This window comes from Rhodococcus sp. A14 (assembly GCF_011603105.1).
GTDB lineage: Bacteria > Actinomycetota > Actinomycetes > Mycobacteriales > Mycobacteriaceae > Rhodococcus_F > Rhodococcus_F opacus.
In genome coordinates, this window is sequence record NZ_JAAOQS010000055.1 from 37,678 (window position 1) to 58,836 (window position 21,159).

The 21,159-nt window shown below is 67.9% G+C and carries 22 protein-coding genes and 1 pseudogene; 12 read left to right on the forward strand and 11 right to left on the reverse strand.

Annotated features, from left to right (window positions below):
- Positions 1-5: 5 nt before the first annotated feature.
- Both G9373_RS25715 and G9373_RS25720 read right to left on the reverse strand, forming a co-directional pair.
- Positions 6-233, reverse strand: coding sequence for a ferredoxin family protein (locus G9373_RS25715; protein ID WP_005240903.1), 228 nt, complete (start codon positions 231-233; stop codon positions 6-8).
- Complete coding sequence (locus tag G9373_RS25720) at positions 230-1,006, reverse strand: GntR family transcriptional regulator (protein ID WP_005573441.1); 777 nt, start codon at positions 1,004-1,006, stop codon at positions 230-232. Before G9373_RS25720 ends, G9373_RS25715 begins: the two co-directional genes overlap by 4 nt.
- Before the next feature lie 297 nt (positions 1,007-1,303).
- Here G9373_RS25720 and G9373_RS25725 point away from each other — a divergent pair, with 297 nt between their 5' ends.
- Both G9373_RS25725 and G9373_RS25730 read left to right on the forward strand, forming a co-directional pair.
- On the forward strand, positions 1,304-2,320 hold the full coding sequence (locus G9373_RS25725; protein ID WP_133986586.1) for an iron-siderophore ABC transporter substrate-binding protein: 1,017 nt from the start codon (positions 1,304-1,306) through the stop codon (positions 2,318-2,320).
- Between the two features lie 96 nt (positions 2,321-2,416).
- Positions 2,417-3,814, forward strand: coding sequence for a sugar porter family MFS transporter (locus G9373_RS25730; RefSeq protein ID WP_005573445.1), 1,398 nt, complete (start codon positions 2,417-2,419; stop codon positions 3,812-3,814).
- A 69-nt stretch (positions 3,815-3,883) separates the two neighbouring features.
- Here the strand turns inward: G9373_RS25730 and dxs are convergent, their stop codons facing one another.
- Positions 3,884-5,833, reverse strand: a complete 1,950-nt coding sequence (dxs, locus tag G9373_RS25735; RefSeq protein ID WP_043793474.1) for a 1-deoxy-D-xylulose-5-phosphate synthase — start codon at positions 5,831-5,833, stop codon at positions 3,884-3,886.
- Positions 5,834-6,082: 249 nt separating this feature from the next.
- Here dxs and glsA point away from each other — a divergent pair, with 249 nt between their 5' ends.
- The 4 genes from glsA (at position 6,083) to G9373_RS25755 (ending at position 10,447) form a co-directional block, all read left to right on the forward strand.
- Complete coding sequence (gene glsA / locus G9373_RS25740) at positions 6,083-7,891, forward strand: glutaminase A (RefSeq protein WP_133986585.1); 1,809 nt, start codon at positions 6,083-6,085, stop codon at positions 7,889-7,891.
- 98 nt (positions 7,892-7,989) lie between these two features.
- Positions 7,990-8,952, forward strand: a complete 963-nt coding sequence (locus G9373_RS25745; protein ID WP_133986584.1) for an ATP-binding cassette domain-containing protein — start codon at positions 7,990-7,992, stop codon at positions 8,950-8,952.
- Positions 8,949-9,788 (forward strand): ABC transporter permease, encoded by an 840-nt coding sequence (locus G9373_RS25750; protein ID WP_005263974.1) that lies wholly within the window; start codon positions 8,949-8,951, stop codon positions 9,786-9,788. Before G9373_RS25745 ends, G9373_RS25750 begins: the two co-directional genes overlap by 4 nt.
- Positions 9,785-10,447: an SIMPL domain-containing protein gene (locus G9373_RS25755; RefSeq protein WP_133986583.1), complete on the forward strand. Its 663-nt coding sequence runs from the start codon at positions 9,785-9,787 to the stop codon at positions 10,445-10,447. The genes G9373_RS25750 and G9373_RS25755 overlap by 4 nt, the downstream gene beginning before the upstream one ends.
- On the opposite strand, the gene G9373_RS25760 is transcribed toward G9373_RS25755, so the two are convergent.
- From G9373_RS25760 to G9373_RS25770, 3 genes are all read right to left on the reverse strand, one after another.
- Positions 10,444-10,902, reverse strand: a complete 459-nt coding sequence (locus G9373_RS25760) for a MarR family winged helix-turn-helix transcriptional regulator (RefSeq protein ID WP_037207097.1) — start codon at positions 10,900-10,902, stop codon at positions 10,444-10,446. The two genes, G9373_RS25755 and G9373_RS25760, sit on opposite strands and share 4 nt — an antisense overlap.
- A gap of 77 nt (positions 10,903-10,979) precedes the next feature.
- Complete coding sequence (locus tag G9373_RS25765; RefSeq protein WP_064081013.1) at positions 10,980-12,248, reverse strand: TRAM domain-containing protein; 1,269 nt, start codon at positions 12,246-12,248, stop codon at positions 10,980-10,982.
- 13 nt (positions 12,249-12,261) lie between these two features.
- On the reverse strand, positions 12,262-14,256 hold the full coding sequence (locus tag G9373_RS25770; protein ID WP_043793459.1) for an APC family permease: 1,995 nt from the start codon (positions 14,254-14,256) through the stop codon (positions 12,262-12,264).
- A gap of 162 nt (positions 14,257-14,418) precedes the next feature.
- On the opposite strand from G9373_RS25770, the gene G9373_RS25775 reads away from it, so the two are divergent.
- From G9373_RS25775 to G9373_RS25785, 3 genes are read left to right on the forward strand one after another with little or no spacing between them, the layout of a single operon-like run.
- Positions 14,419-15,084: a TrkA family potassium uptake protein gene (locus G9373_RS25775; protein WP_005263967.1), complete on the forward strand. Its 666-nt coding sequence runs from the start codon at positions 14,419-14,421 to the stop codon at positions 15,082-15,084.
- Between the two features lie 48 nt (positions 15,085-15,132).
- Positions 15,133-15,792 (forward strand): TrkA family potassium uptake protein, encoded by a 660-nt coding sequence (locus G9373_RS25780; protein WP_005240868.1) that lies wholly within the window; start codon positions 15,133-15,135, stop codon positions 15,790-15,792.
- A gap of 35 nt (positions 15,793-15,827) precedes the next feature.
- Positions 15,828-16,127: a GNAT family N-acetyltransferase gene (locus G9373_RS25785; RefSeq protein ID WP_005573331.1), complete on the forward strand. Its 300-nt coding sequence runs from the start codon at positions 15,828-15,830 to the stop codon at positions 16,125-16,127.
- 71 nt (positions 16,128-16,198) lie between these two features.
- Here G9373_RS25785 and G9373_RS25790 read toward each other — a convergent pair whose 3' ends face one another.
- On the reverse strand, positions 16,199-16,879 hold the full coding sequence (locus tag G9373_RS25790; RefSeq protein ID WP_133986582.1) for a DUF3159 domain-containing protein: 681 nt from the start codon (positions 16,877-16,879) through the stop codon (positions 16,199-16,201).
- Between the two features lie 28 nt (positions 16,880-16,907).
- Positions 16,908-17,285 carry an OB-fold nucleic acid binding domain-containing protein gene (locus G9373_RS25795; RefSeq protein ID WP_005240856.1) on the reverse strand — a complete coding sequence of 126 codons (378 nt, stop codon included), beginning with the start codon at positions 17,283-17,285 and terminating at the stop codon, positions 16,908-16,910.
- Positions 17,286-17,421: 136 nt separating this feature from the next.
- Between G9373_RS25795 and G9373_RS25800 the strand changes: the two genes are divergently transcribed.
- Complete coding sequence (locus tag G9373_RS25800) at positions 17,422-18,135, forward strand: alpha/beta hydrolase (RefSeq protein ID WP_043793458.1); 714 nt, start codon at positions 17,422-17,424, stop codon at positions 18,133-18,135.
- Between the two features lie 23 nt (positions 18,136-18,158).
- Here the strand turns inward: G9373_RS25800 and G9373_RS25805 are convergent, their stop codons facing one another.
- Together G9373_RS25805 and dut are read right to left on the reverse strand one after the other, a co-directional pair.
- Positions 18,159-19,016, reverse strand: a complete 858-nt coding sequence (locus G9373_RS25805; protein WP_133986581.1) for a DUF3710 domain-containing protein — start codon at positions 19,014-19,016, stop codon at positions 18,159-18,161.
- 2 nt (positions 19,017-19,018) lie between these two features.
- The gene (gene dut / locus G9373_RS25810; protein WP_005569763.1) at positions 19,019-19,540 is read right to left on the reverse strand and encodes a dUTP diphosphatase; all 522 of its coding nucleotides are present in this window, start codon (positions 19,538-19,540) and stop codon (positions 19,019-19,021) included.
- Positions 19,541-19,626: 86 nt separating this feature from the next.
- Here dut and G9373_RS25815 point away from each other — a divergent pair, with 86 nt between their 5' ends.
- On the forward strand, positions 19,627-20,097 hold the full coding sequence (locus G9373_RS25815; RefSeq protein WP_005240851.1) for a DUF3093 domain-containing protein: 471 nt from the start codon (positions 19,627-19,629) through the stop codon (positions 20,095-20,097).
- Between the two features lie 45 nt (positions 20,098-20,142).
- Here G9373_RS25815 and G9373_RS25820 read toward each other — a convergent pair whose 3' ends face one another.
- On the reverse strand, positions 20,143-20,445 hold the full coding sequence (locus G9373_RS25820) for a DUF4193 domain-containing protein (RefSeq protein WP_005240850.1): 303 nt from the start codon (positions 20,443-20,445) through the stop codon (positions 20,143-20,145).
- 480 nt (positions 20,446-20,925) lie between these two features.
- Between G9373_RS25820 and G9373_RS25825 the strand changes: the two are divergent.
- A pseudogene (locus G9373_RS25825) lies at positions 20,926-21,159 on the forward strand (LytR family transcriptional regulator); the annotation flags it as partial.

Genomic DNA, 21,159 nt, shown 5'->3' on the forward strand with positions numbered 1-21,159 from the left:
TTCGCTCAGCGGAGGAGGTACGGCATGTTCACGGTGACCGCGCCGGTCGGGCAGCGAGCCGCGCAGGGCCCGCAGTACCAGCATTCGTCGACGTGCATGAAGGCCTTGCCGTTCTCCGGGTTGATGGCCAGCGAATCGAGCGGGCAGATCTCGACGCACAGGGTGCAGCCCTCGATGCACAGCGACTCGTCGATGGTGACGGGTACGTCGGCTCGTTGATTGACCAAAGTCATGAGGTGAGCTCCCAGTTCGTGATGTCGGGTCGGCGGACGAGGCTGCTGCGCATGGTGATTCGGTCACCGCGCATGCGGATGTATTCGAGGTCGACGGGACGTCCGTCGACGAGCCGGGTGAGGCGTTCGAGCAACAGGAGCGCCGCACCCTCGGGCGTCTGGAGGTTCGCGGCGGAATGGGCGTCGGCGTTCACCGATTCGATCGCCACATCGGCGGAGCCGAGGGGCTGACCGCAGACCTCCTCGATCAGCGCGAACACGTCGTTGGTTTCGAGGTCGTGGCCGAGGATCTCGGCTCCGATGTCGGGAACGAGGTACGTGAGGTCCAGGCTGAGCGGCAGGTCGCCGAGATAGCGCACCCGCTCGATGTAGACGGCAGGTTCGCTCGGCTCCAGCTGCAGGCGGCGGGCGACGGCGGGCGGCGGGCTGATCTCCAGGGCGGCGCGGACGTCGTTGCGGACCTCGCCGTGCCCCTTCAGCGTCTCCTTCAACCCGAGCAGGGCGTCGAGACCGTGGTCGTACTTGCGCTGCGCCACGTGCGTTCCCACGCGCGGGACCCGGTCGATGAGCCCCTCCTGCTTCAGCAGCGCCAGTCCGTCGCGTACCGCGTTGCGCGACACGCCGAACTCGGCGGCCAACTCCGATTCCGACGGCAATCCGCGCTCGGCGAAGGAGTCCGCGTGGATCTGCTGACGGAGCAGGTCGGCGAATCTGCGCGCATGGTCCGCGCGGGAACTGCGCGACGCCGTCTGGAGGGGAGTCGGATTCACCACCGTGGTTTCCTTCGTCGATAGTGCGTGTGAGCTGGACGAAGACAAACGCTAACGGCACTCGGCGGGGCCCGGAGTCGCCGCGAACAGCCGCTCGGGGCGCCCCCGTGAATCGGCCGGGTCCACGCCGGGACCGGAACGCCTCACCAGCGGAAACACGGCAACGACCCGGCAATGCGCCAGGCCGGGCCGGGCCGGGAAGTTTCAATCAGGGTGATTCGAAGTCGCGACGTCCGCCCGTCGAGCGATGAAGTCTAGGTTAGGCTTACCTTCTATCTTCGCCCCGAAGGAGTCGTTGCCGTGTTCGCACCCACCGCCAGACGTCAGCTCGCCGTCGCACTCGCCGTGGCCAGTTCGTCCCTCTTCCTCGCCGCGTGCTCGTCCGGCGACAGCGGAGGCACCACGGAAGCGTCCGGTGAGGGATTTCCGGTCACCATCGAGAACACGTTCGGATCGACAACCCTCGACGCGGCGCCCGAACGCATCGTCACCCTCGGATGGAACGCCCAGGACGTCGTCTACGCGCTCGGCGAGACACCGGTCGGCATGCCGAAATACACATACGGCGCCGAGGCGAACGGTGTGATGCCCTGGCTGCAGGACCGATTCGATCCGTCCCTGACCACGTTGCTCGACACGGCGACGTCCACCCCCATCGAGGGCGTCGCCTCGCTGGCGCCCGATGTCGTCCTCGCCCCATACGAGGGATTCGACCAGGCAACGTACGAGAAGCTGTCGGGAATCGCCCCCACGGTGGCGTACCCGGACAAGGCGTGGCAGACCACGTGGCAGGACCAGACCACGCTGGTCGGACAGGCACTCGGCAAGAGCGCCGAGGCGGAGCAGCTGGTGGCCGGTCTCGACGACACCCTCGCCCAGACCGCCGCCGCGCACCCCGAGTTCGCCGGCAAGACGATCTCGGTGATCAACTTCGACACCGACGCCGCGACGGTCAACGTCTACATGCCCTCCGATCCCCGTGTCCAGGTGCTGACCCAGCTCGGGTTCACCGTGTCTCCCGGTGTGCAGAAGCTGGCCGCTGCCAATGATCCGGACAAGTTCTTCGCCGACATCTCCGTGGAGAACATCTCCGATGTGGACGCCGACGTCGTGGTCGCGTTCGTCCCGGAGAACACCACCGTCGCCGCGAACCCGGCCTACGCGAATCTCGGTGCCCTCGGGCGTGGAACCGCGGTCGCGCTGTCGGACACGAAGATCATCTCGGGGCTCAGCCAGACCAGCGTTCTCGCGACACCGTGGGTTCTGGACAAGCTGACGCCTCAGCTGAGCGAGGCCGCCACGAAAGCGGGTGCCTGAACTCCCGCCTGACAGGCGGTCTCGGGCGTAGCGTGATTCGAGACACAAATTTCCGCTGTGCCCGCATCAGGAACGCTCGCCGAAAGCAGGTATGCGATGACGCAGATGTCCGAAAGACACACCGCGAAGGTCATCGGCGTCACCGTCGCCGCCGCGGTAGGTGGATTTCTCTTCGGTTTCGACAGCTCGGTCATCAACGGCGCCGTCGATTCCATCCAGGGCCACTTCGAACTCGGATCGTTCTTCACGGGCTTCGCCGTGGCGATCGCCCTGCTCGGATGTGCTGTGGGCGCATGGTTTGCGGGTCGCCTCGCGGACCGCTGGGGCCGCAAGAAAGTGATGCTGCTCGGTTCGGTGCTGTTCGTCGTGTCCTCGCTCGGAGCGGGTCTCGCCTTCAGCGTCCCCGACCTGATGCTGTGGCGCGTCCTCGGAGGCCTCGGCATCGGGATCGCGTCGGTCATTGCGCCCACGTACATCGCGGAGATCGCGCCGGCCCGCTACCGCGGCGCGTTGGCGTCGCTGCAGCAGTTGGCCATTACTCTCGGCATCTTCGCCGCGCTGCTGTCGGACGCGGTGCTGCAGAACGCCGCGGGCGGCGCCTCGAACGAGTTGTGGCTGAACCTCGAGGCCTGGCGCTGGATGTTCCTCGTCGGTGTGGTCCCCGCGGTCGTGTACGGCATTCTCGCCCTGCTCATTCCCGAGTCTCCGCGGTACCTCGTGGGCAAGCACCTCGATCAGGAGGCGGCCGACATCCTCGCGAACATCACCGGCGAAGTCGACCCGCACGAGCGCGTCTCCGAGATCCGGCTGACCCTCCGCCACGAATCGACGGCGTCGTTCGACGACATTCGCGGCCCGAAGTTCGGGCTGCAGCCCATCGTCTGGGTCGGCATCTTCATGGCCATCTTCCAGCAGTTCGTGGGTATCAACGCGATCTTCTACTACTCCACCACGCTCTGGAAGTCGGTGGGCTTCACCGAGAACGAGTCGTTCACCACGTCGGTGATCACCGCGATCATCAACGTGGGCATGACGTTCGTCGCCATCCTGTTCGTCGACCGGATCGGCAGGCGCATCCTGCTCATGGTCGGCTCGCTCGGCATGTTCGTGAGCCTGCTCATGGCCGCAATCGCCTTCTCCCAGGCGACGGGCAGCGGCGACGACGTCGTGCTCCCCAGCCCGTGGGGGGCGGTCGCCCTGATCGGCGCCAACCTGTTCGTGATCTTCTTCGCCTCCACCTGGGGCCCGGTCATGTGGGTGATGCTGGGCGAGATGTTCCCCAACAACATGCGCGCCTACGCACTCGGCATCAGCACGGCGGCGAACTGGATCGCGAACTTCATGGTCACGCTGTCGTTCCCGCCGCTCACCCGCTCGGTCGGGCTGTGGTTCCTGTACGGACTATTCGCGTTCTTCGCGTTGCTGTCCTTCTTCTTCGTCCGGTCGAAGGTCCAGGAGACGAAGGGGATGGAACTCGAGGAGATGCACACCTGACCCAGGCACGAACGGATCCGGCCGAATCACAGTGTGATTCGGCCGGATCTCTGTGTGGGGCGCCCGGTACTACTGTCCACTTTTCTCCGCGCGCTGCGCATCGAGGTCGGCGACGACACCGTTCTGCTGCCCGGGGCGCAGGTTCCCGAGGCCGGCGAACCATCCGGTGATCTGCCGGGCGACGTCCTGCGCGGTGAGGCCAAGCTCGGCGTGGATCTGCGCGCGCGACGCGTGGTCGAGGAACCGTTGCGGAACACCGAGGTCACGACAGGGGACGTCGACCCCGGCCGACCGCAGCGCGGCGGACACGGTGGAACCGACACCGCCGTGCAGCCCACTGTCCTCGACGGTGACGACCATCGTGTAGTCCTCGGCGAGCTTCACCAGCGACTCCGGGACGGGCAGGACCCACCGCGGGTCGACGACGGTCGCCGAGATGCCCTGCTGTTCCAGGCGTTCCGCCGCGGCGAGCGCGAGACCGGCGAACGCGCCGACCGACACGATGAGCACGTCGTTCCGCCCGGAGGGGGCGCGAAGGATGTCGACGACACCGTCCACGCGGCTCAGCGCGGGGACGTCGTCGCAGACCGTGCCCTTCGGGAACCGGAGCGCGGTCGGGCCGTCGTCGACGGCCAGCGCTTCGTCCAGTTCCTCCCGCAGGGTGGCGGTGTCGCGGGGAGCCGCGACCTTCATACCGGGGACGATGCCGAGCAGCGACATGTCCCACATGCCGTTGTGGCTGGCGCCGTCGTTGCCGGTGATACCCGCGCGGTCGAGAACGAGGGTGACGGGAAGTTTCAGCAACGCCACGTCCATCAGCAGCTGATCGAACGCGCGGTTGAGGAACGTCGAATAGACCGCGACCACCGGGTGCAGACCCCCCAGGGCGAGGCCGGCCGCCGATGTCACGGCGTGCTGCTCGGCGATTCCGACGTCGAACATCCGGTCGGGATACTTCTCGCCGAACGCGGCGAGACCGGTCGGGCCCGCCATCGCCGCGGTGATCGCCACGATGTCCTGCCGGTGGCTCGCCTGATCGATCAGCTCGGCCGAGAACACCGACGTCCAGTCGGCGGACGCCGACCCGGCCGACTTACCCGTGATCGGGTCGATCACGCCGGTCGAGTGCATCTGATCGGCCACGTGGTTCTCGGCGGGCGCGTACCCCATGCCCTTGCGGGTGACGGCGTGGACGATGACCGGGCCACCGAACGCCTTCGCGCGGCGCAGCGCGGATTCGAGCGCGGCCTCGTCGTGTCCGTCGACCGGCCCGAGGTACTTGATGCCGAGGTCCGTGAACATCACCTGCGGGGCCACGGCGTCTTTGAGGCCCGCCTTCATGCCGTGCAGGACCGAGTAGGCGGTACGGCCCACCCACGGAAGTTTCTTCACCATCCGGCGGCCACTGTCGAGGATGCGCTCGTATCCCGGCTGGAGGCGGAGAGCCGCGAGGTGGTCGGCGAGACCACCGATGGTCGGCGCGTACGAGCGGCCGTTGTCGTTGACGACGATGACCACCGAGCGGTCCTTGCCTGCCGCGATGTTGTTCAGGGCCTCCCAGCACATGCCGCCGGTCAGTGCGCCGTCACCCACGACGGCCACGACGTGGCGGTCCTGACCGGTCAGTTCGAAGGCCTTCGCGAGGCCGTCCGCGTACGACAGCGACGCCGATGCGTGCGAGGACTCGACCCAGTCGTGGTCGCTCTCCGCCCGGCACGGGTACCCGGACAGGCCTCCCTGCTTGCGGAGCGAGTCGAAATCGTCCTTGCGGCCGGTGAGGATCTTGTGGACGTACGCCTGGTGGCCCGTGTCGAAGATGATCGGGTCGGCGGGCGACTCGAAGATGCGGTGCAACGCGAGGGTCAGTTCGACGACGCCCAGGTTGGGGCCGAGATGCCCACCGGTCGCCGCGACCTTCTGCACGAGGAACTCACGAATCTCCGCGGCGAGCTGCTTCATCTCCGCCGAATTCAGCTGACGAAGATCGTCAGGCGTCTGGATACGGGCAAGAACACCCAACGAGATCGCTCCCTCCGTGATGCACGCCGCCTTGCGTGCCTCTGCCGTGGCTTCGTGTCACGTCACAGTGGAACCAGTCTACGGAGCCGCCGGAGTGCGGGACACACGGTATGGGCCGGTGCGGCCCCGTATCGTGGGCTCGTCCTCGGGCATCCCGGCCACGACCGTGACCGGCTTCACACAATTGTGCCGCCGGACGGGCCCCTCGGAACACCCGACAGCGTCGTGAACAGCCTCTAGGGTCGACTCATGAGCACCGTGGTGGACGCGCTGATCGGGAAAGTCTTCGCCGCGACCCGGGAGAACCGCAGCGGCGAGCTCGCCGACTACATTCCCGAACTCGCCGCGGTCGCCCCCGACTCGTTCGGAATCTGCATCGCCACCGTGGACGGCTTCGTGTACGAGGTCGGCGACACCCGCCTGCCGTTCACGATCCAGTCCATCTCGAAACCGTTCACGTATGCCCTGGCGCTCGCCGATCGCGGGTCCGGCGCCGTCGCCGAGAAGATCGACGTCGAACCGTCCGGGGAACCGTTCAACGAGATCAGCCTCGACCCCCGGACGGAGCGACCGCGCAATCCCATGATCAACGCCGGGGCGATCACCGCGGCGTCGCTGGTGGCCGGACCCGACCTGGACACCCGGTTCGAACGTATCCGGACCGCGTACTCCCGCTACGCCGGACGGGACCTGACGTTCAACCGGTCGGTATACGAGTCCGAGTCACGGACCGGGCACCGCAACCGGGCCATCGGCCACATGCTGCGCTCGTTCGACATCATCACCGGCGACCCCGACGAGGCCGTCGACCTCTACTTCCGCCAGTGCTCCGTCGACGTGACGTGCCGGGACCTGAGCGTGATGGCTGCGACGATGGCGAACAACGGCGTCAACCCCGTCACCCGGGAGACCGTTCTCGACCCGGCCCTCGTCGAGCGGGTTCTGAGCGTGATGTCGACGTGCGGCATGTACGACGCCGCGGGCAAGTGGGTGTACGAGGTGGGGTTGCCAGCCAAGAGCGGCGTCGGCGGCGGCATCATCGCGGTCCTGCCGGGGCAGATCGGCATCGCCGTCTACTCGCCGCGCCTCGACGAGCACGGCAACAGCGTGCGCGGGGTGGAGGCGTGCCGGGCCTTGTCGGCCGAGTTGGAGTTGCATTTCCTCCATGTCACCCGTGCCGCCCGTTCGGCGATCCGTGCCAGTTACTCCGTCGTCGACGGTCCGTCGCGGATGCGGCGCACTCCCGCCGAGCGGGCCGCCCTCGACGACGTCGGCAAGCGCAGCAGGATCTACGAGCTGCACGGCGACCTCCTCTTCGCCGGCGCGGAGTCCGCGGTGCGCGAGATCGGCGGGGTCGAGACCGAGCTCGAGGTCGTGGTGATCGACGTCCGGCGGGTCGACGACGTCGGCGGCATCGCGCGCCGCATGCTCGACAGTCTGCGCGACGAACTCACCCGTCGCGGCTGCGCGGTCGCCCTCGTCGATCCGGCGGGGCTGCTGGGCTACACGCGGTCGGATCTCACCGGAACGAGCGGGCGGGTGTTCGCCGACCTCGACGCCGCACTGCAGTGGTCCGAGGACACCCTCCTCGACCTGCACTGCGCCGCCCTCCGCCAGCCGGCATCGATCGACGTCACGCAACATCCGGTGCTGGCCGGACTTCCACCGGAGCAGCTGCGGCGACTCGCCCGCGACCTCGATATCCGCACGTTCACGCGCGACGAGCAGATCATCCACCGGGGCGACCGGGCGTGCGGGCTGTTTCTGATCCTGTCGGGCCGGGTCAGCATGAGAGTCACCGATTCCGGGGGTGCCGTGTACCGGATCATGACGCTGTCGACGGGCATGACCTTCGGCGAGATGACGATGCTGCTCGACTTGCACTTCCTCAACGACGTGTGCGCCGACTCCGACGTCACCGTCGCCGTACTCCCCGCGGAACGGTACGCCGACATGGCCGCCCACGAGCCCGGCCTCAAACTCGCTCTCCTCGAACGGCTTGCTGCCGGTGCCTACGAGCAACTCGACGTGGTGCTCCGGTCGCTGCTGCGGCCCTGATCCAGGACCGCCCACAGGAAATGCGATTGCCCGAATCGGAAAAATCGGACAGGCTTGGGGCTCGGAATCGACGACGCTCGAATCGAAAGCAGGGTGCAATGCTCTCAGCGACAAAGCTGGCCATCGAGACGACGGGACTCGTCAAGACGTTCGGATCCACCCACGCGGTCGACGGCCTGGATCTGGCCGTCCCCCTCGGGGGCGTGTACGGCGTCCTCGGACCGAACGGCGCGGGCAAGACCACCGCGATCCGGATGCTGGCCACGCTCCTGCCCCTCGACGGTGGAACGGCCACCGTGCTGGGGCACGACGTCGCGAGCGAACCGGACGCCGTGCGCAGCAAGGTTTCCCTCACGGGACAGTTCGCCTCGCTCGACGAGGATCTGACGGGCAGCGAGAATCTGTTGCTGCTCGGCCGGCTGTACGGGTACTCCCGCGCGGCGGCCCGCACCCGGTCCGAACAGCTGCTGTCCGCCTTCGGGCTCGACGAGGCAGGCAACCGGCAGGTGAAGAACTACTCCGGCGGTATGCGCCGGAGGCTCGACATCGCGGCGAGCATCATCGTCACTCCGGAGATGATCTTCCTCGACGAGCCCACCACCGGTCTCGACCCGCGCAGTCGCAATCAGGTGTGGGAGATCGTCCGCGCACTGGTGGCCGGCGGCACGACGGTTCTGCTGACCACGCAGTACCTCGACGAGGCCGATCAACTCGCCGACCGGGTGGCCGTCATCGACCACGGCAAGGTGATCGCCGAGGGCACCACCGGTGAACTGAAGGCCTCCGTCGGGTCGGGTGCCCTGCACGTGCGGGTCACCGACACCGCAACCCGTCCCGCGGCGGCAGCGCTGCTGAGGAACGTGCTCGAGGTGCCGATCACCGAAGAAGCCGATCCGGCCGCCCTCACCGCCCGTATCGACGACCCCGCCCGGGTCTCGCGGGCGCTGCCCGCACTCGACGACGCCGGAATCGCCGTCAGCACATTCGCATTGGGGCAACCGAGCCTCGACGAAGTCTTCCTCTCCCTCACCGGCCGACCCACCGAGGACCATGCGTCATGACCTCCACCACCGACCGGACCGCCGACACCGCCACCGCTGTCGCCGACGTCCTGAAGATGCCCGGCCCGAGGCCCGCGAGACCCACCGCGTGGTCCACCTCGCTCTCGTTCGGCTGGCGAGCCCTGCTCAAGATCAAGCACGTGCCCGAGCAACTGTTCGACGTGACGATGTTCCCGATCATGTTCACGTTGATGTTCACGTACCTCTTCGGCGGCGCGCTGGCCGGTTCGACCAGTGCCTACGTGCAGTTCCTTCTGCCGGGCATCCTCGTGCAGACGGTCGTCATGATCACCATGTACACCGGGCTGACACTCAACAAGGACATCGAGAAGGGTGTGTTCGACCGGTTCCGGTCGCTCCCGATCTGGCGTCCGTCCCCACTCGTCGGCGCGCTGCTCGGTGACGTCGTCCGCTACACGATCGCCTCGATCATCGTCCTGATCCTCGGGCTCGTCCTGGGATTCCGCCCGGACGGCGGTCTCGTCGGTGTGGTGGCGTCGATCGGCCTGCTACTGCTGTTCTCGTTCAGTCTGTCCTGGATCTGGACGATGTTCGCGATGCTCATGCGCACCGAGCAGGCGGTCATGGGTGTGTCGATGTTCATCCTGTTTCCGCTGACATTCGCCAGCAACATCTTCGTCGACCCCGCGACCATGCCGGGCTGGCTGCAGGCGTTCGTCGGCGTCAACCCGATCAGCAAGCTGGTGACGTCCATCCGCGGGCTCATGGCCGGGACGGTGGAGATGGCGGATCTCGCCGTCGTGTTCGGGTGGTGCGCCGGGTTCGTCGTGATCTTCGGACCACTGACGATGCGCCTGTACAACCGTAAGTCGTGACGGTGGCGGCCACCGATCACACCGAGAGATCGGTGACGGTGCGGGGATCCGGAATCGTGTCGGCGGTTCCGGATCTCGTCCGCGCCGCCGTCACCGTGACCGCGACGCGACCCGCGGTGGCCGACGCGTTCGAGGCCGTCGCCCGGTCCACCACCGCCGTCACGGACACCCTGCACGGGTACGGCGTCTCGGGGCCCGACCTCACGACCACCGGGCTCTCCGTGCACTCCGAGACCACCTGGACCGAGGGCCGGGGCAGCGAGGTGACCGGCTACACCGCCGCGACGACGCTGCAGATCACCGTCCGCGAGGCCGGGGCGTCCGCATCGTCACCGGCGCAGGTGGTGGCCGCCTGCGTCGGCGCGGGCGGCGACGACATCCGTCTCGGCGGACTCGAATTCGACTTCGCCGATCCTGCCGCGCTGACGGCGACAGCCCGGGACCGGGCCTGGGCCGATGCTCTCGCCAAGGCGGAGCAGTACGCCTCGCTGTCGCGTCGTGTGCTGGGCGAGGTGCTCGACATCGCGGAAGTCGACATCGGTGACGTGTCCCCGCGGCCGGTCGCGAAGGCGTTCGCGGCGGCCGACTCCCCGATCGCAGTCGAACGCGGCGAGAAACCGACGCGGGTCGACGTCCGCGTGCGGTGGCGTCTCGTCTAGGCCCGGGGGCCCCGCTGCTGGACCGACGCGGCGAACGTGTCGTTGAGCTGCGTCAGCGACGTCACCGCCGCGAGCGCCTGTTCCTGGGACCAGCCTTCGAGCATGCCGCGCAGCCGTTCGGCCCGGCGCTCGGTCGTCTCGCGCAGAATGTCCATCCCGTTCGGCGACACCCGAATGCGGGAGGCACGCTTGTCGTCAGGATCGGCGGCGCGCGACACGTATCCCGCGTCGACCAGTTCGGAAATCTGCCTGCTCAGCGAGGACTGACTGACGCACAGGTCGGCGGCCAGTTCGTTCTGGCGGCACTCCCCGCGCGCGGCGAGCACGAAGAGCACGCTCGTCAGCGCCGGCGGGATAGGGGTCTCGCCGCTCGCGGAGACCACCGCCCGCAGCGACCGCCCGAGTGCGAACACCGCATCGACGAGCGCTTGCGCAGTATCTGCCTGTACCGACATCCAGTCCCCGTCCCACACACCCACTACTTGCGGGCCGACTATAACGTTTTGTTGCGTTCGGTAACGATGCGCCGCTGTCAGCGCGTCAGCAACGCGATGCACTCCACGTGGTGGGTGAGAGGGAACGCATCGAACGCGCGCAGCTCGTCGACATGATATCCCTGCGCGAGGTACAGACCGATGTCGCGGGCGAACGACGCCGGGTCGCATCCCACGTGCACGACCCGTTCGGCGCCCGCGGCGGCGACCGCACCGATCACGTCACGTCCGGCACCCGCACGCGGCGGATCGAGCACCACGACCTGCGGCGGGGAGGCGAGCCCGGAGATGGCGCGCTCTACCCGGTCGGCGTGGAACCGCACCTGCGGCAGGTCGGAGAGTGCCGCCTTCCCGTCCGCGACGGCCTGGCGCGAGGACTCGACGGAATCCACGTGCCCCGACGGCCCGGCGCCGCCGGCGAGGGCGGCGGCGAACACACCCACTCCCCCGTACAGGTCCCATGCAGTCTCACCCGCGGACATCCCGGCCCATTCGGAGACCACGGCCGAATACGTTTCCGCGGCCCCGCGATGCGCCTGCCAGAACCCGGTGGCGGCCAGCGCCCATTCCCGGTCGCGCACCCGCTCCACCGGGCGACCCGATCCGACGACCACCCGCTCGGCGCGCGGCGCACCGCTGGCAGCGCGACGTGCCATGGCACCGCGGCGCCCTCGACTCGTACGGCCGGTCCGCGACACCTTCGGCGGAGCGATCTCGACCACGTGCCGCTCCCCCGCGCCGTCGAGAACGATCTGCACCTCGCTGCCGGGCTTCCAATCGTGTTCGCTCACACCGTCGTAGGCGGCCGACTCGATCTGCGGGCACGCCAGGTCCGTGACGATCCCGGAACTGCGGTGCCGGTGATAGCCGGGGCGGCCGTCCGGGTCGACGGCGAGCCGCACCCGCGTGCGCCAGCCGGTGCCGTCTCCGGTGCCGGGCAGTTCCTCGACGTCCACGTCCCGCTGCACCCGCGCGAGCCGCGCCAACTGCTCGGCCACGACCTGCGCCTTCATGTCCCGCTGCACGTGCAGGCTCGCGTGCGAGAAGTCGCAACACCCCGCGCCGCCCGGACCCGACACCGGGCACACCGGGGTGACCCGCTCCGGGGACGCGTCGAGGATCTCGATCGCGTCGGCCCGGCAGTAGGACCCGCCGCGGTCCTCGGTGACGAGGGCGATCACCCGCTCGCCGGGCAGTCCGTGCCGGACGAAGACCACGCGCCCCTCATGGCGGGCGACGACGAAACCGCCGTGCCCGGGATTTCCCAGCCGCAGTTCGATGCGGCGGTCCGACCAGTTCTCACTCAACGCTTCTCGCCCGTCACTTGTCGTCGGGTTCGTACCCGCGGCGTGACGCCCCGGCCGTGTATTCGATGTTCAGTGTCTTCGCCTTCTCGGACGAGTTCAGTTGCCACGGAACGCTGGTGACCATCACACCCGGCTGGAACAGCAGGCGGCTCTTGAGCCGCAGCGCACTCTGGTTGTGCAGGATCTGCTCCCACCAGTGCCCCACCACGTACTCCGGGATGAACACGGTGACGACGTCCCGCGGCGAGTCCTTCCGGACGCGCCGCACGTAGTCGAGCACGGGTTTGGTGATCTCGCGGTACGGCGACTCGATCACCTTGAGCGGCACCGCGATGTCGGTCTTCTCCCACTGGCGCACGAGCGCCCGGGTGTCGGGTTCGTCGACGTTCACCGTAATCGCCTCGAGGGTGTCCGGCCGTGTGGCCCGGGCATAGGCGAGCGCGCGCATCGTCGGCATGTGCAGCTTGGAGACGAGGACGATGGAGTGAGTCCGGCTGGGCAGCACCCCGTCCCATTCCTGTTCCTCGAGCTCCCGCGCGACGCTGTCGTAGTGCTTCCGGATCATCTTCATCACCACGAAGATGGCGACCATGGCCACGATCGCGATCCAGGCGCCTGCCGCGAACTTCGTGATGAGCACGATGATCAGGACGGCGCCGGTCATGGCGAGGCCGATGGAGTTGATCACCCGGGAGCGGTGCATCCGCCGGCGCTGAACCGGGTCGTTCTCCGTCGTCAGGTGCCGGGTCCAGTGCCGGATCATGCCCGTCTGGCTCAGCACGAACGAGACGAACACGCCGACGATGTACAGCTGGATCAGCTTGGTCACCTCGGCGCCGAACAGGACGACGAACGCGATCGCCGCCCCGGACAGGAACAGAATGCCGTTGCTGAACGCCAGTCGGTCGCCGCGGGTGTGCAACTGCCGGGGCAGGTAGCGGTCCTGCGCGAGGATCGAGCCGAGCACGGGGAACCCGTTGAAGGCCGTGTTGGCGGCCAGCACGAGGATCAGGGCCGTCACGACGGCGATGAAATAGAAGCCGATGGGGAAACCACCGAACACCGTCTCCGCGATCTGCGCGATCAGAGTCTTCTGGTGATACCCGGCTGGGGCGCCGATCAGCTGTTCGGCCGGGCTGTGCGCGTACACGATCCCGATCTTCTGGGCCAGGATGATGATGCCCATCAGGAGCACGATGGCAATCGATCCCAGCAGCAGCAGCGTGGTGGCCGCGTTGCGGGACTTGGGCTTCTGGAAGGCGGGAACACCGTTGCTGATCGCCTCCACACCGGTCAGTGCCGCACAGCCGGAGGAGAAGGCCCGCGCGATCAGGAACGCGAACGCGATCCCGTACAGGTGGGAGTCCTCGGCCTCGAGTTCGAATCCGGACGATTCGGCGCGCAGGTCGTCGCCGAGGACGAAGATCTGGAAGAACCCCCACAGCAGCATCAGGGCCATGCCGGCGATGAACGCGTATGTCGGGATCGCGAAGGCGGCACCGGATTCACGGATGCCACGCAGGTTGATGGCAGTCAGCAGCACGATGGCCGCGACCGCGAACAGCACCTTGTGCTGGGCCACGAACGGCACCGCCGAACCGATGTTGGACGCGGCCGACGAGATGGAGACCGCGACCGTGAGGACGTAGTCCACCAGCAGGGCGCTGCCCACGGTCAGACCCGCGTTGGGACCGAGATTGACGGTCGCGACTTCGTAGTCGCCGCCGCCCGACGGGTAGGCGTGCACGTTCTGCCGGTAACTGGCGACCACCACCGCCATCACCGCGGCGACGGCAAGTCCGATCCAGGGGGTGTAGGCGTAGGCGGAGATGCCCGCCACCGACAGCACCAGGAAGATTTCCTCGGGTGCGTAGGCCACCGACGACATCGCATCGGAGGCGAAGACCGGGAGGGCGATCCTCTTGGGAAGCAGCGTGTGCCCGAGCTTGTCGCTCCGGAAGGGTCTGCCTAGCAGTAGCCGCTTTGTGGCGGTCGAGAGCTTTGACACTGCCAAAGCGTAAGCCGTCCGCAGAAAACCTGGACCCTCACCCACCAATGTGTCCGGATTGCGATCTCTGTCTCGGTTGCTCTTCCGCCTGGGCACTGTACGGTTCGATTCGGTACGCACGTACTCGAGACGTGACACCAGAGCCCATGAACGGAGTACAAGGTGTATGTGGTCATCATGGGATGCGGCCGGGTCGGCTCATCCCTCGCTGGCTCGCTGACCCGGATCGGCCACGAGGTCGCGGTCATCGATCGCGACCCTGCCGCATTCCTGCGTCTCGAACCCGACTTCCCCGGACGCACCGTCGTCGGCATGGGATTCGACCGTGACGTGCTGGTCAAGTCCGGTATCGAGCGCGCAGAGGCATTCGCCGCCGTGTCGTCCGGAGACAACTCCAACATCATTTCCGCACGCGTGGCCCGGGAAACGTTCGGCGTGGAGCGCGTCGTCGCCCGGATCTACGACGCCAAGCGTGCCGCCGTGTACGAGCGGCTCGGGATCCCCACCGTCGCCACCGTCCCGTGGTCGACGGACCGCTTCCTGCACACCCTCACCCGCGACAGCCAGACCGCCAAGTGGCGCGATCCGTCCGGGACCGTCGCGGTCACCGAGTTGTCCCTGCACGAGGATTGGATCGGCAGGCCCGTCGCCGAACTCGAGGCGGCGACGAATTCGCGTGTCGCGTTCATCATCCGCTTCGGCACCGGCGTCCTTCCCGACCGCAAGACGGTCTTCCAGGCCGACGACCAGGTGTACATCGCGGCCGTGTCGGGAACGGTGGCCGAGGCCGTCGCGCTCGCGGGCAATCCCCCGCCTTCGGACGACTGAGACGGCAGTGAGAATGTTCACGATCGACCACCCGAACGGAAGCAATCGATGAGAGTCGCAATCGCAGGAGCTGGCGCAGTCGGACGCTCGATCGCGCGCGAACTGGTCCGCAGCGAACACGACGTCATGCTGATCGAACGCAAGCTCGAGCACGTCGAGCAGGAGTCGGTGCCCGAGGCGACCTGGGTCCACGCCGACGCGTGCGAGCTGAGCAGCCTCGAAACGGCGTCCCTCGAAACCTACGAGGTGGTGATCGCGGCCACCGGTGACGACAAGGCCAACCTGGTCCTCAGCCTCCTCGCGAAGACCGAGTTCGGGGTCAGTCGAGTGGTGGCCCGCGTCAACGATCCCCGCAACGAGTGGTTGTTCGACGAGTCGTGGGGAGTCGACGTCGCCGTCTCCACCCCCCGGATGCTCGCCTCGCTGGTGGAGGAGGCGGTGTCGGTCGGCGATCTCGTGCGGCTGATGACGCTGCGCCAGGGGCAGGCCAACCTCGTCGAGGTCACGCTGCCCGACAACACTCCGCTCGCCGGGAAACCCGTCCGCAAGCTGCAATTGCCCCGCGACGCCGCCCTGGTCACCATCCTCCGCGGCGGACGGGTCATCGTGCCGCAGCAGGACGATCCGCTCGAGGGCGGCGACGAACTGCTGTTCGTCGCGTCCGTGGACGTCGAGGACGACCTTCGAGCGGCCGTCGGGCTCTCCTGACCCGGCGGGGACCGATCGACACCCGGGAGGATCCGTTGAGTACCACCGCAACACCCGAGAGCATCGTCGTCACCGACAGCCCGCAGCAGAGCCGGTACGAGATCCACGCCGACGGTGAACTCGCGGGAATCGAGCAGTACGAAGTCGACGGGGACGTACGCGTTTTCGTTCACACCGAGATCTATCCGCGGTACGAGGGACTCGGACTCGCCCGGACGCTCGTGAGTGCGGCTCTGGACGATCTGCGCCGCCGTGGACTGCGGGTGCGCCCGGTGTGCCCGTACGTCGTGAAATTCGTGTCGAAGCATCCCGAGTACCAGGACCTCGTGGCCTGATCGGTTCGGCGACTTCGTCTCCGGCACAACCGGTCAGCACCCCCGCTGTCCCCTTACGAGGGGCGCCGAGCTCAGGTGCGGCCGGGCTCGTCCCGGGGGCCGCCTGCTTCCGTGTCGTCCGTCGGTTCGCCGACCTCGTCCGAGGGTCCCGGTTCGACGATCCGGTCAGCCCGGCGCACAGCCCAGATCGTCACCAGGAGCGCCAATCCCGCCAACGGCCAGCCCATCGCGATGCGCGCGAACGCGAGCCACCCGGTCTGGTCCGAATCGTAAAGTTGCGACTGCACGAGGTAGCGGGCCGCGAACACCAGCGCCCAGGCGCCAGTGGCCACGTCGTAGGCCCGTACCGCGCCACGATGGCGCCGCCAGAGGTTGCCGTGGCCGTTGAGGAATCCCCAGATCAGGCCGACGAGCGGCCAGCGCACCAGAATCGAGAGCAAGAACACCGCTCCGTACGCGAGGCTCGTGTAGATCCCGAACAGGAAGTATCCCTTGGCATCGCCCGTGCGGTAGGCGATGAACGCGGAGATGCCGACGCCGAAGAACCCGGACACCGCGGGCTGGATGGGGCTGTGGCGGACGAGGCGCCAGAGGAGAATGGCGACGGCGACACCGAGGGCCGCCCAGATCGCCGGACCCAGGCCCCACACACCGTTGACCGGAACGAAGACCAGGATGGGCAGGGTCGAATAGATCAGCCCGCTGATCCCACCGAGCTGTTCGAGTATGGATTGCTGCTTCGTTTCGGTCACTCAACGAGAGTGCCACATGGGGCGGCCCCTAGGATTCGCCGCGCAACTCGTAATACGGGTTGAAGATCACCTTCTGGCCGTCGCGTTCGCCGACACGTCCACGAACCAGCAGAGTCTTGCCCGGCTCGATACCCGGAATCCTCCGCCGGCCGATCCACACCAACTTGATCTGTTCCGTGCCGTCGAAGAATTCGGCTTCGATGCTGGCGTTCCCGGACTTCGGACAGGCTTCGACACTACGGAGCCGTCCCAGCATGGTGACCTCTTCGCCGCGGCTGCAGTCGCAGGCACGTTGTGCGCCGGACGCCTGAGACGTCTCGGCCATTTCCTCGGCGTCCAGCTGCTCGAGGTCCTCGGTGAGCCTGCGAGTCAGCCGACGAAAATATCCTGCCGTGGCGGGTGCCATTGCGCGCTCCTGGAGCATGTGCGACGCGAGATCTTCGCGCCGCTCGTAGGGCTGTGTATTCGCCACTGTAGACCCATTGGTTCCCGGCAACCACACCACCGGAGGCGCACCGTGAGGGACGAGGCAGGATCGTCACATGCCCTCTGATGACCGTCCCTCCGTTGCCGTTGTGCTCCCGGGTACGGGATCCGACGCGGACTTCGTGGCCCGCGCCTTCACCGAGCCCCTGACCTGCCGTGGAGTGCGCACGGCTGCAGTCGAACCCGACCCCCGGCGAGTCGTCGAAAGCTACGTCGACGCGCTCGACGCCGCGGCCGCCCGGCACGGGCGCATCCTCGTCGGAGGGGTCTCCATCGGGGCCGCCGTGGCACTGCAGTGGGCAGGATCACACCCGGATCGCGTCGCGGGCGTCCTCGCGGCACTGCCCGCGTGGACCGGGACCGCCGCGGACGCTCCCGCCGCCGCCAGCGCCCGGTTCACCGCGGCCCGGCTGCGGGCGGACGGCCTCGAACAGGTCACTGCCGAGATGATCGCCTCCAGCCCGCCCTGGCTGGGCCGGGAACTGGCGAAATCGTGGCGATCGCAGTGGCCGCACCTTCCCGCCGCACTGGACGAGGCGTCCCAGTACCACGCCCCCGGTGTCGGCGACCTCGAGCGCATCACGGTGCCGGTGGGGATCGCCGCCGCCACCGACGACGCCGTGCATCCCCTCGAGGTCGCCCACGAGTGGTCCGAGCGACTACCGCACGCGGGCCTCGTCACGATGTCGCTGGACGAGATCGGCGCCGACCCGGCGATTCTCGGCTACGCCAGTCTCGATGCACTCGACTCGGTACTGCACAGGACCTGAGCGTCGAATCTCCGGGACCGGGATCAGCGACCGAGTTGCTGCATCGCCGAACCCGATTCGCCGCGACGCTGCTGCGGCTGCGGCGGTGCCTCCGCGGGGGGCGCCTGCTGCTCGCCCTGCGGACCCGCCGGAGCCGGCTGCTGCGGCGCGGGCTGCTGCGGAGCGGCACCCTGCTGCTGCGCCAGCTGCTGCTGGTGAGCGGCGGCCAGCTGCTGGGCGAGGGCCTCGGGCAGGACCACCGGCAGCGGCGTTCGCACCGGGTTCGGCTCGTTGCCCCGCTTCACGACGGTGTCGCGCAGGATCGCCCTGGCGGTCGCGACGAGCTCCGTGTCGGCCGTGTTGCCACCGCTCGGTCCCGCGACCACGCAGCGCACCATCCACCGGTAGCCATCGACGCCGATGAAGCGCAGGTCGGCGTTCGGGGTGACGGCGAAGACCTCGCGTCCCCACGGTCCGCTCTCGACGCTCACCGTCGCGTTGTCGTTGCGCAGCGATTCTGCGAGGTCGCCCGCGACTTCCCGCCACTGGCCCGGAGACTTCGGGGCGGCGTACGCGGCCACCGTGATGCGCCCGTGCTGGGTGACGAGATGCACGGCCTGCGGCGACCCGTCAGGCGCCATCTCGACCTGCAACTGGGCGCCCTGCGGCATCGGGACGAGCACGGAACCGAGGTCGAGGCGGGTTCCCACCTCACCGACGGTGAGGTCGGCGCCCGACTCGAGGTCGTCGGCGTCGTACGGACCGCCGTCCACCTCGGTCACGGCGTCGTAGTCGTCCTCGTAGTCCGCGTCGGCGTCGCCGGCCTCGGCGTCCGTCTCGGCGTCCTCGAAGAAACCGGGCCGGTCGTCCTCGGCTTCCTTCTTCTTACGACGTCCGAACATGATCAGGCTCCTTCACTGGCATTGCCGACGAGGCTCGCGTGGCCTCCGCTCGACCCGTGTCCGTCACTGCCGCGGGTGGTGCCGTCGAGCGACGGGACCTCGACGAACGACACCAGTTCGACCCGCTGGACGAGCAGTTGGGCGATCCGGTCGCCCCGGCGGATCTCGATCGGGGTCTCGAGGTCGTGATTGATCAGGCACACCTTGATCTCGCCGCGGTACCCGGCATCGATGGTGCCGGGGGTGTTGACCACCGACAGACCCGATTTTGCGGCCAGCCCGGAGCGGGGATGGATAAGCCCGACCGTGCCCAGCGGCAGCGCGATCGCGATGCCGGTTCCGACGAGGACCCGGCGCCCCGGCTCGATGGTCACATCGATGGTGCTGCACAGGTCGACACCGGCGTCGCCGTCGTGCGCACGCTGCGGTACCGGAATGTCGGGGTCCAGCCGCTGGAGGGCGACGGGCGGAAGGACGGGGGTCGCGGCGGGAGAAAGGCCGGGAGATAGGTCGCTCACGTGCACCGAGCCTACTCTCAGACACCGACTATCCTGGTCGGGTGTCACAAACGTCCCGGCCCGAAGTCGCGCCCACCGATAACACCTCGCCCGTGCTGTACTCCGAGCGCCTGTGGGTGCCCGTCTGGTGGTGGGCAGTGGGCTTGTTCGTCGCCGGTCTGCTCGCCGCGGAGGTGCACATGGGTGCGCCGGGTCTGCGCGCCTGGCTGCCGTACGTACTTCTGCTTCCCCTGCCCGTGTGGGGACTCGTCTGGCTCAGCCGACTCCGCGTCGAGGTCGTCGAGGAACCGAACGGTGTCCACCTGCGGGTCGGCCAGGCGCATCTGCCGCTGGACGTCATCGCGCGGGTCGCCGAAGTGCCCGGTTCGGCGAAGAGCGCGGCTCTCGGTCGTCAGCTCGACCCCGCCGCGTTCGTGCAACACCGGGTGTGGGTCAAGCCGATGGCACTGATCGTGCTCGACGACCCCGAGGACCCGACCCCCTACTGGTTGATCAGTACACGACGGCCGGCCGAGCTGCTGGCCGCCGTCAACCGTGCCCGCCCGCAGGCGGACGGAGACTGATCGGACGGTGGCCTCCCACCGTCCGCCTCTCGTACTCGCCGCCGCTCAGGCCGCGCAGTCCCTGCACACCAGCACTCCGCCCGCGTCGCTGGCGAGTCGGCTGCGGTGGTGCACCAGGAAACAGCTCGAACACGTGAATTCGTCGGCCTGCTTCGGCACGACCCGCACCGAGAGCTCTTCACCGGACAGATCCGCGCCGGGCAGTTCGAACGATTCCGCGGTGTCGGACTCGTCGACGTCGACAACAGCCGACTGAGCCTCGTTGCGTCGCGCCTTCAGTTCCTCCAGTGAATCCTCCGAAACCTCGTCGGACTCTGTTCGCCGCGGTGCGTCGTAGTCAGTTGCCATGTCGCCTTCCCCTCATCCTCTTCGGTGTATCCCGGCCCGTGCGGTACGTCGAACCGATTGTTGGTCGACCGCCCACACGAAAACCGCCTCGGCGCAGATCACACCCCGCGGCTGCACAACGCTGCAGCGAATGGGTTCGTGCCCGGAACCACGCCCCGGAAACATGATCTACGCCTCTTTTGTCATCTTCTGCCGACCCTCGTTCTGCACGCTTTGAACGACTGGGGCCGCCAGACAGTAGCCGAAGGAAGTACAAAAGTCGTAACCGAATCGACCGATCGCGCAAATTGTCTGCTAATCGTCACCAACACCACAGCAAGCTGTGACATTCCACAACGGGGACGGGTTCGGGGTTATGACGTGCCAGGGATCTAAGGTAGGTGCCGAACCTGCGCCACGACGTGTGGCCGGGCCCTGTATCGGTGCGCTGCACGGGTGCAACGTACGAAGCGCAGTTCGTAGGAGAGGTCGAGGCACACTGTGGTTTCACTGATCACCGAAGGCAGCCCGCTCGACGACAAGGGTCGTCCGTTCCGGCGGCGGCGGGCGATGCCGATCCTCGTGGTGTTCGCGGTCCTCGCCCTGCTCGGCGCCGTCGTGTGGATCGGCGTCCTCGGCGACGACGAGGATCTGGCCACCACGGTCGACTGCAACCCTCCCCAGCCCGCCGCGCAACCCGTCGACCCCGCCGCCCCGCCGCAGCAGGCACTGGGT

Bases quoted from the DNA above. Each gene is read 5' to 3' on its own strand.
- G9373_RS25715 (WP_005240903.1), bottom strand. From the start codon at position 233: ATGACTTTGGTCAATCAACGAGCCGACGTACCCGTCACCATCGACGAG.
- G9373_RS25730 (WP_005573445.1), top strand. From the start codon at position 2,417: ATGACGCAGATGTCCGAAAGACACACCGCGAAGGTCATCGGCGTCACC.
- glsA (WP_133986585.1), top strand. From the start codon at position 6,083: ATGAGCACCGTGGTGGACGCGCTGATCGGGAAAGTCTTCGCCGCGACC.
- G9373_RS25745 (WP_133986584.1), top strand. From the start codon at position 7,990: ATGCTCTCAGCGACAAAGCTGGCCATCGAGACGACGGGACTCGTCAAG.
- G9373_RS25750 (WP_005263974.1), top strand. From the start codon at position 8,949: ATGACCTCCACCACCGACCGGACCGCCGACACCGCCACCGCTGTCGCC.
- G9373_RS25760 (WP_037207097.1), bottom strand. From the start codon at position 10,902: ATGTCGGTACAGGCAGATACTGCGCAAGCGCTCGTCGATGCGGTGTTC.
- G9373_RS25780 (WP_005240868.1), top strand. From the start codon at position 15,133: ATGAGAGTCGCAATCGCAGGAGCTGGCGCAGTCGGACGCTCGATCGCG.
- G9373_RS25795 (WP_005240856.1), bottom strand. From the start codon at position 17,285: ATGGCACCCGCCACGGCAGGATATTTTCGTCGGCTGACTCGCAGGCTC.
- G9373_RS25800 (WP_043793458.1), top strand. From the start codon at position 17,422: ATGCCCTCTGATGACCGTCCCTCCGTTGCCGTTGTGCTCCCGGGTACG.
- G9373_RS25805 (WP_133986581.1), bottom strand. From the start codon at position 19,016: ATGTTCGGACGTCGTAAGAAGAAGGAAGCCGAGGACGACCGGCCCGGT.
- G9373_RS25820 (WP_005240850.1), bottom strand. From the start codon at position 20,445: ATGGCAACTGACTACGACGCACCGCGGCGAACAGAGTCCGACGAGGTT.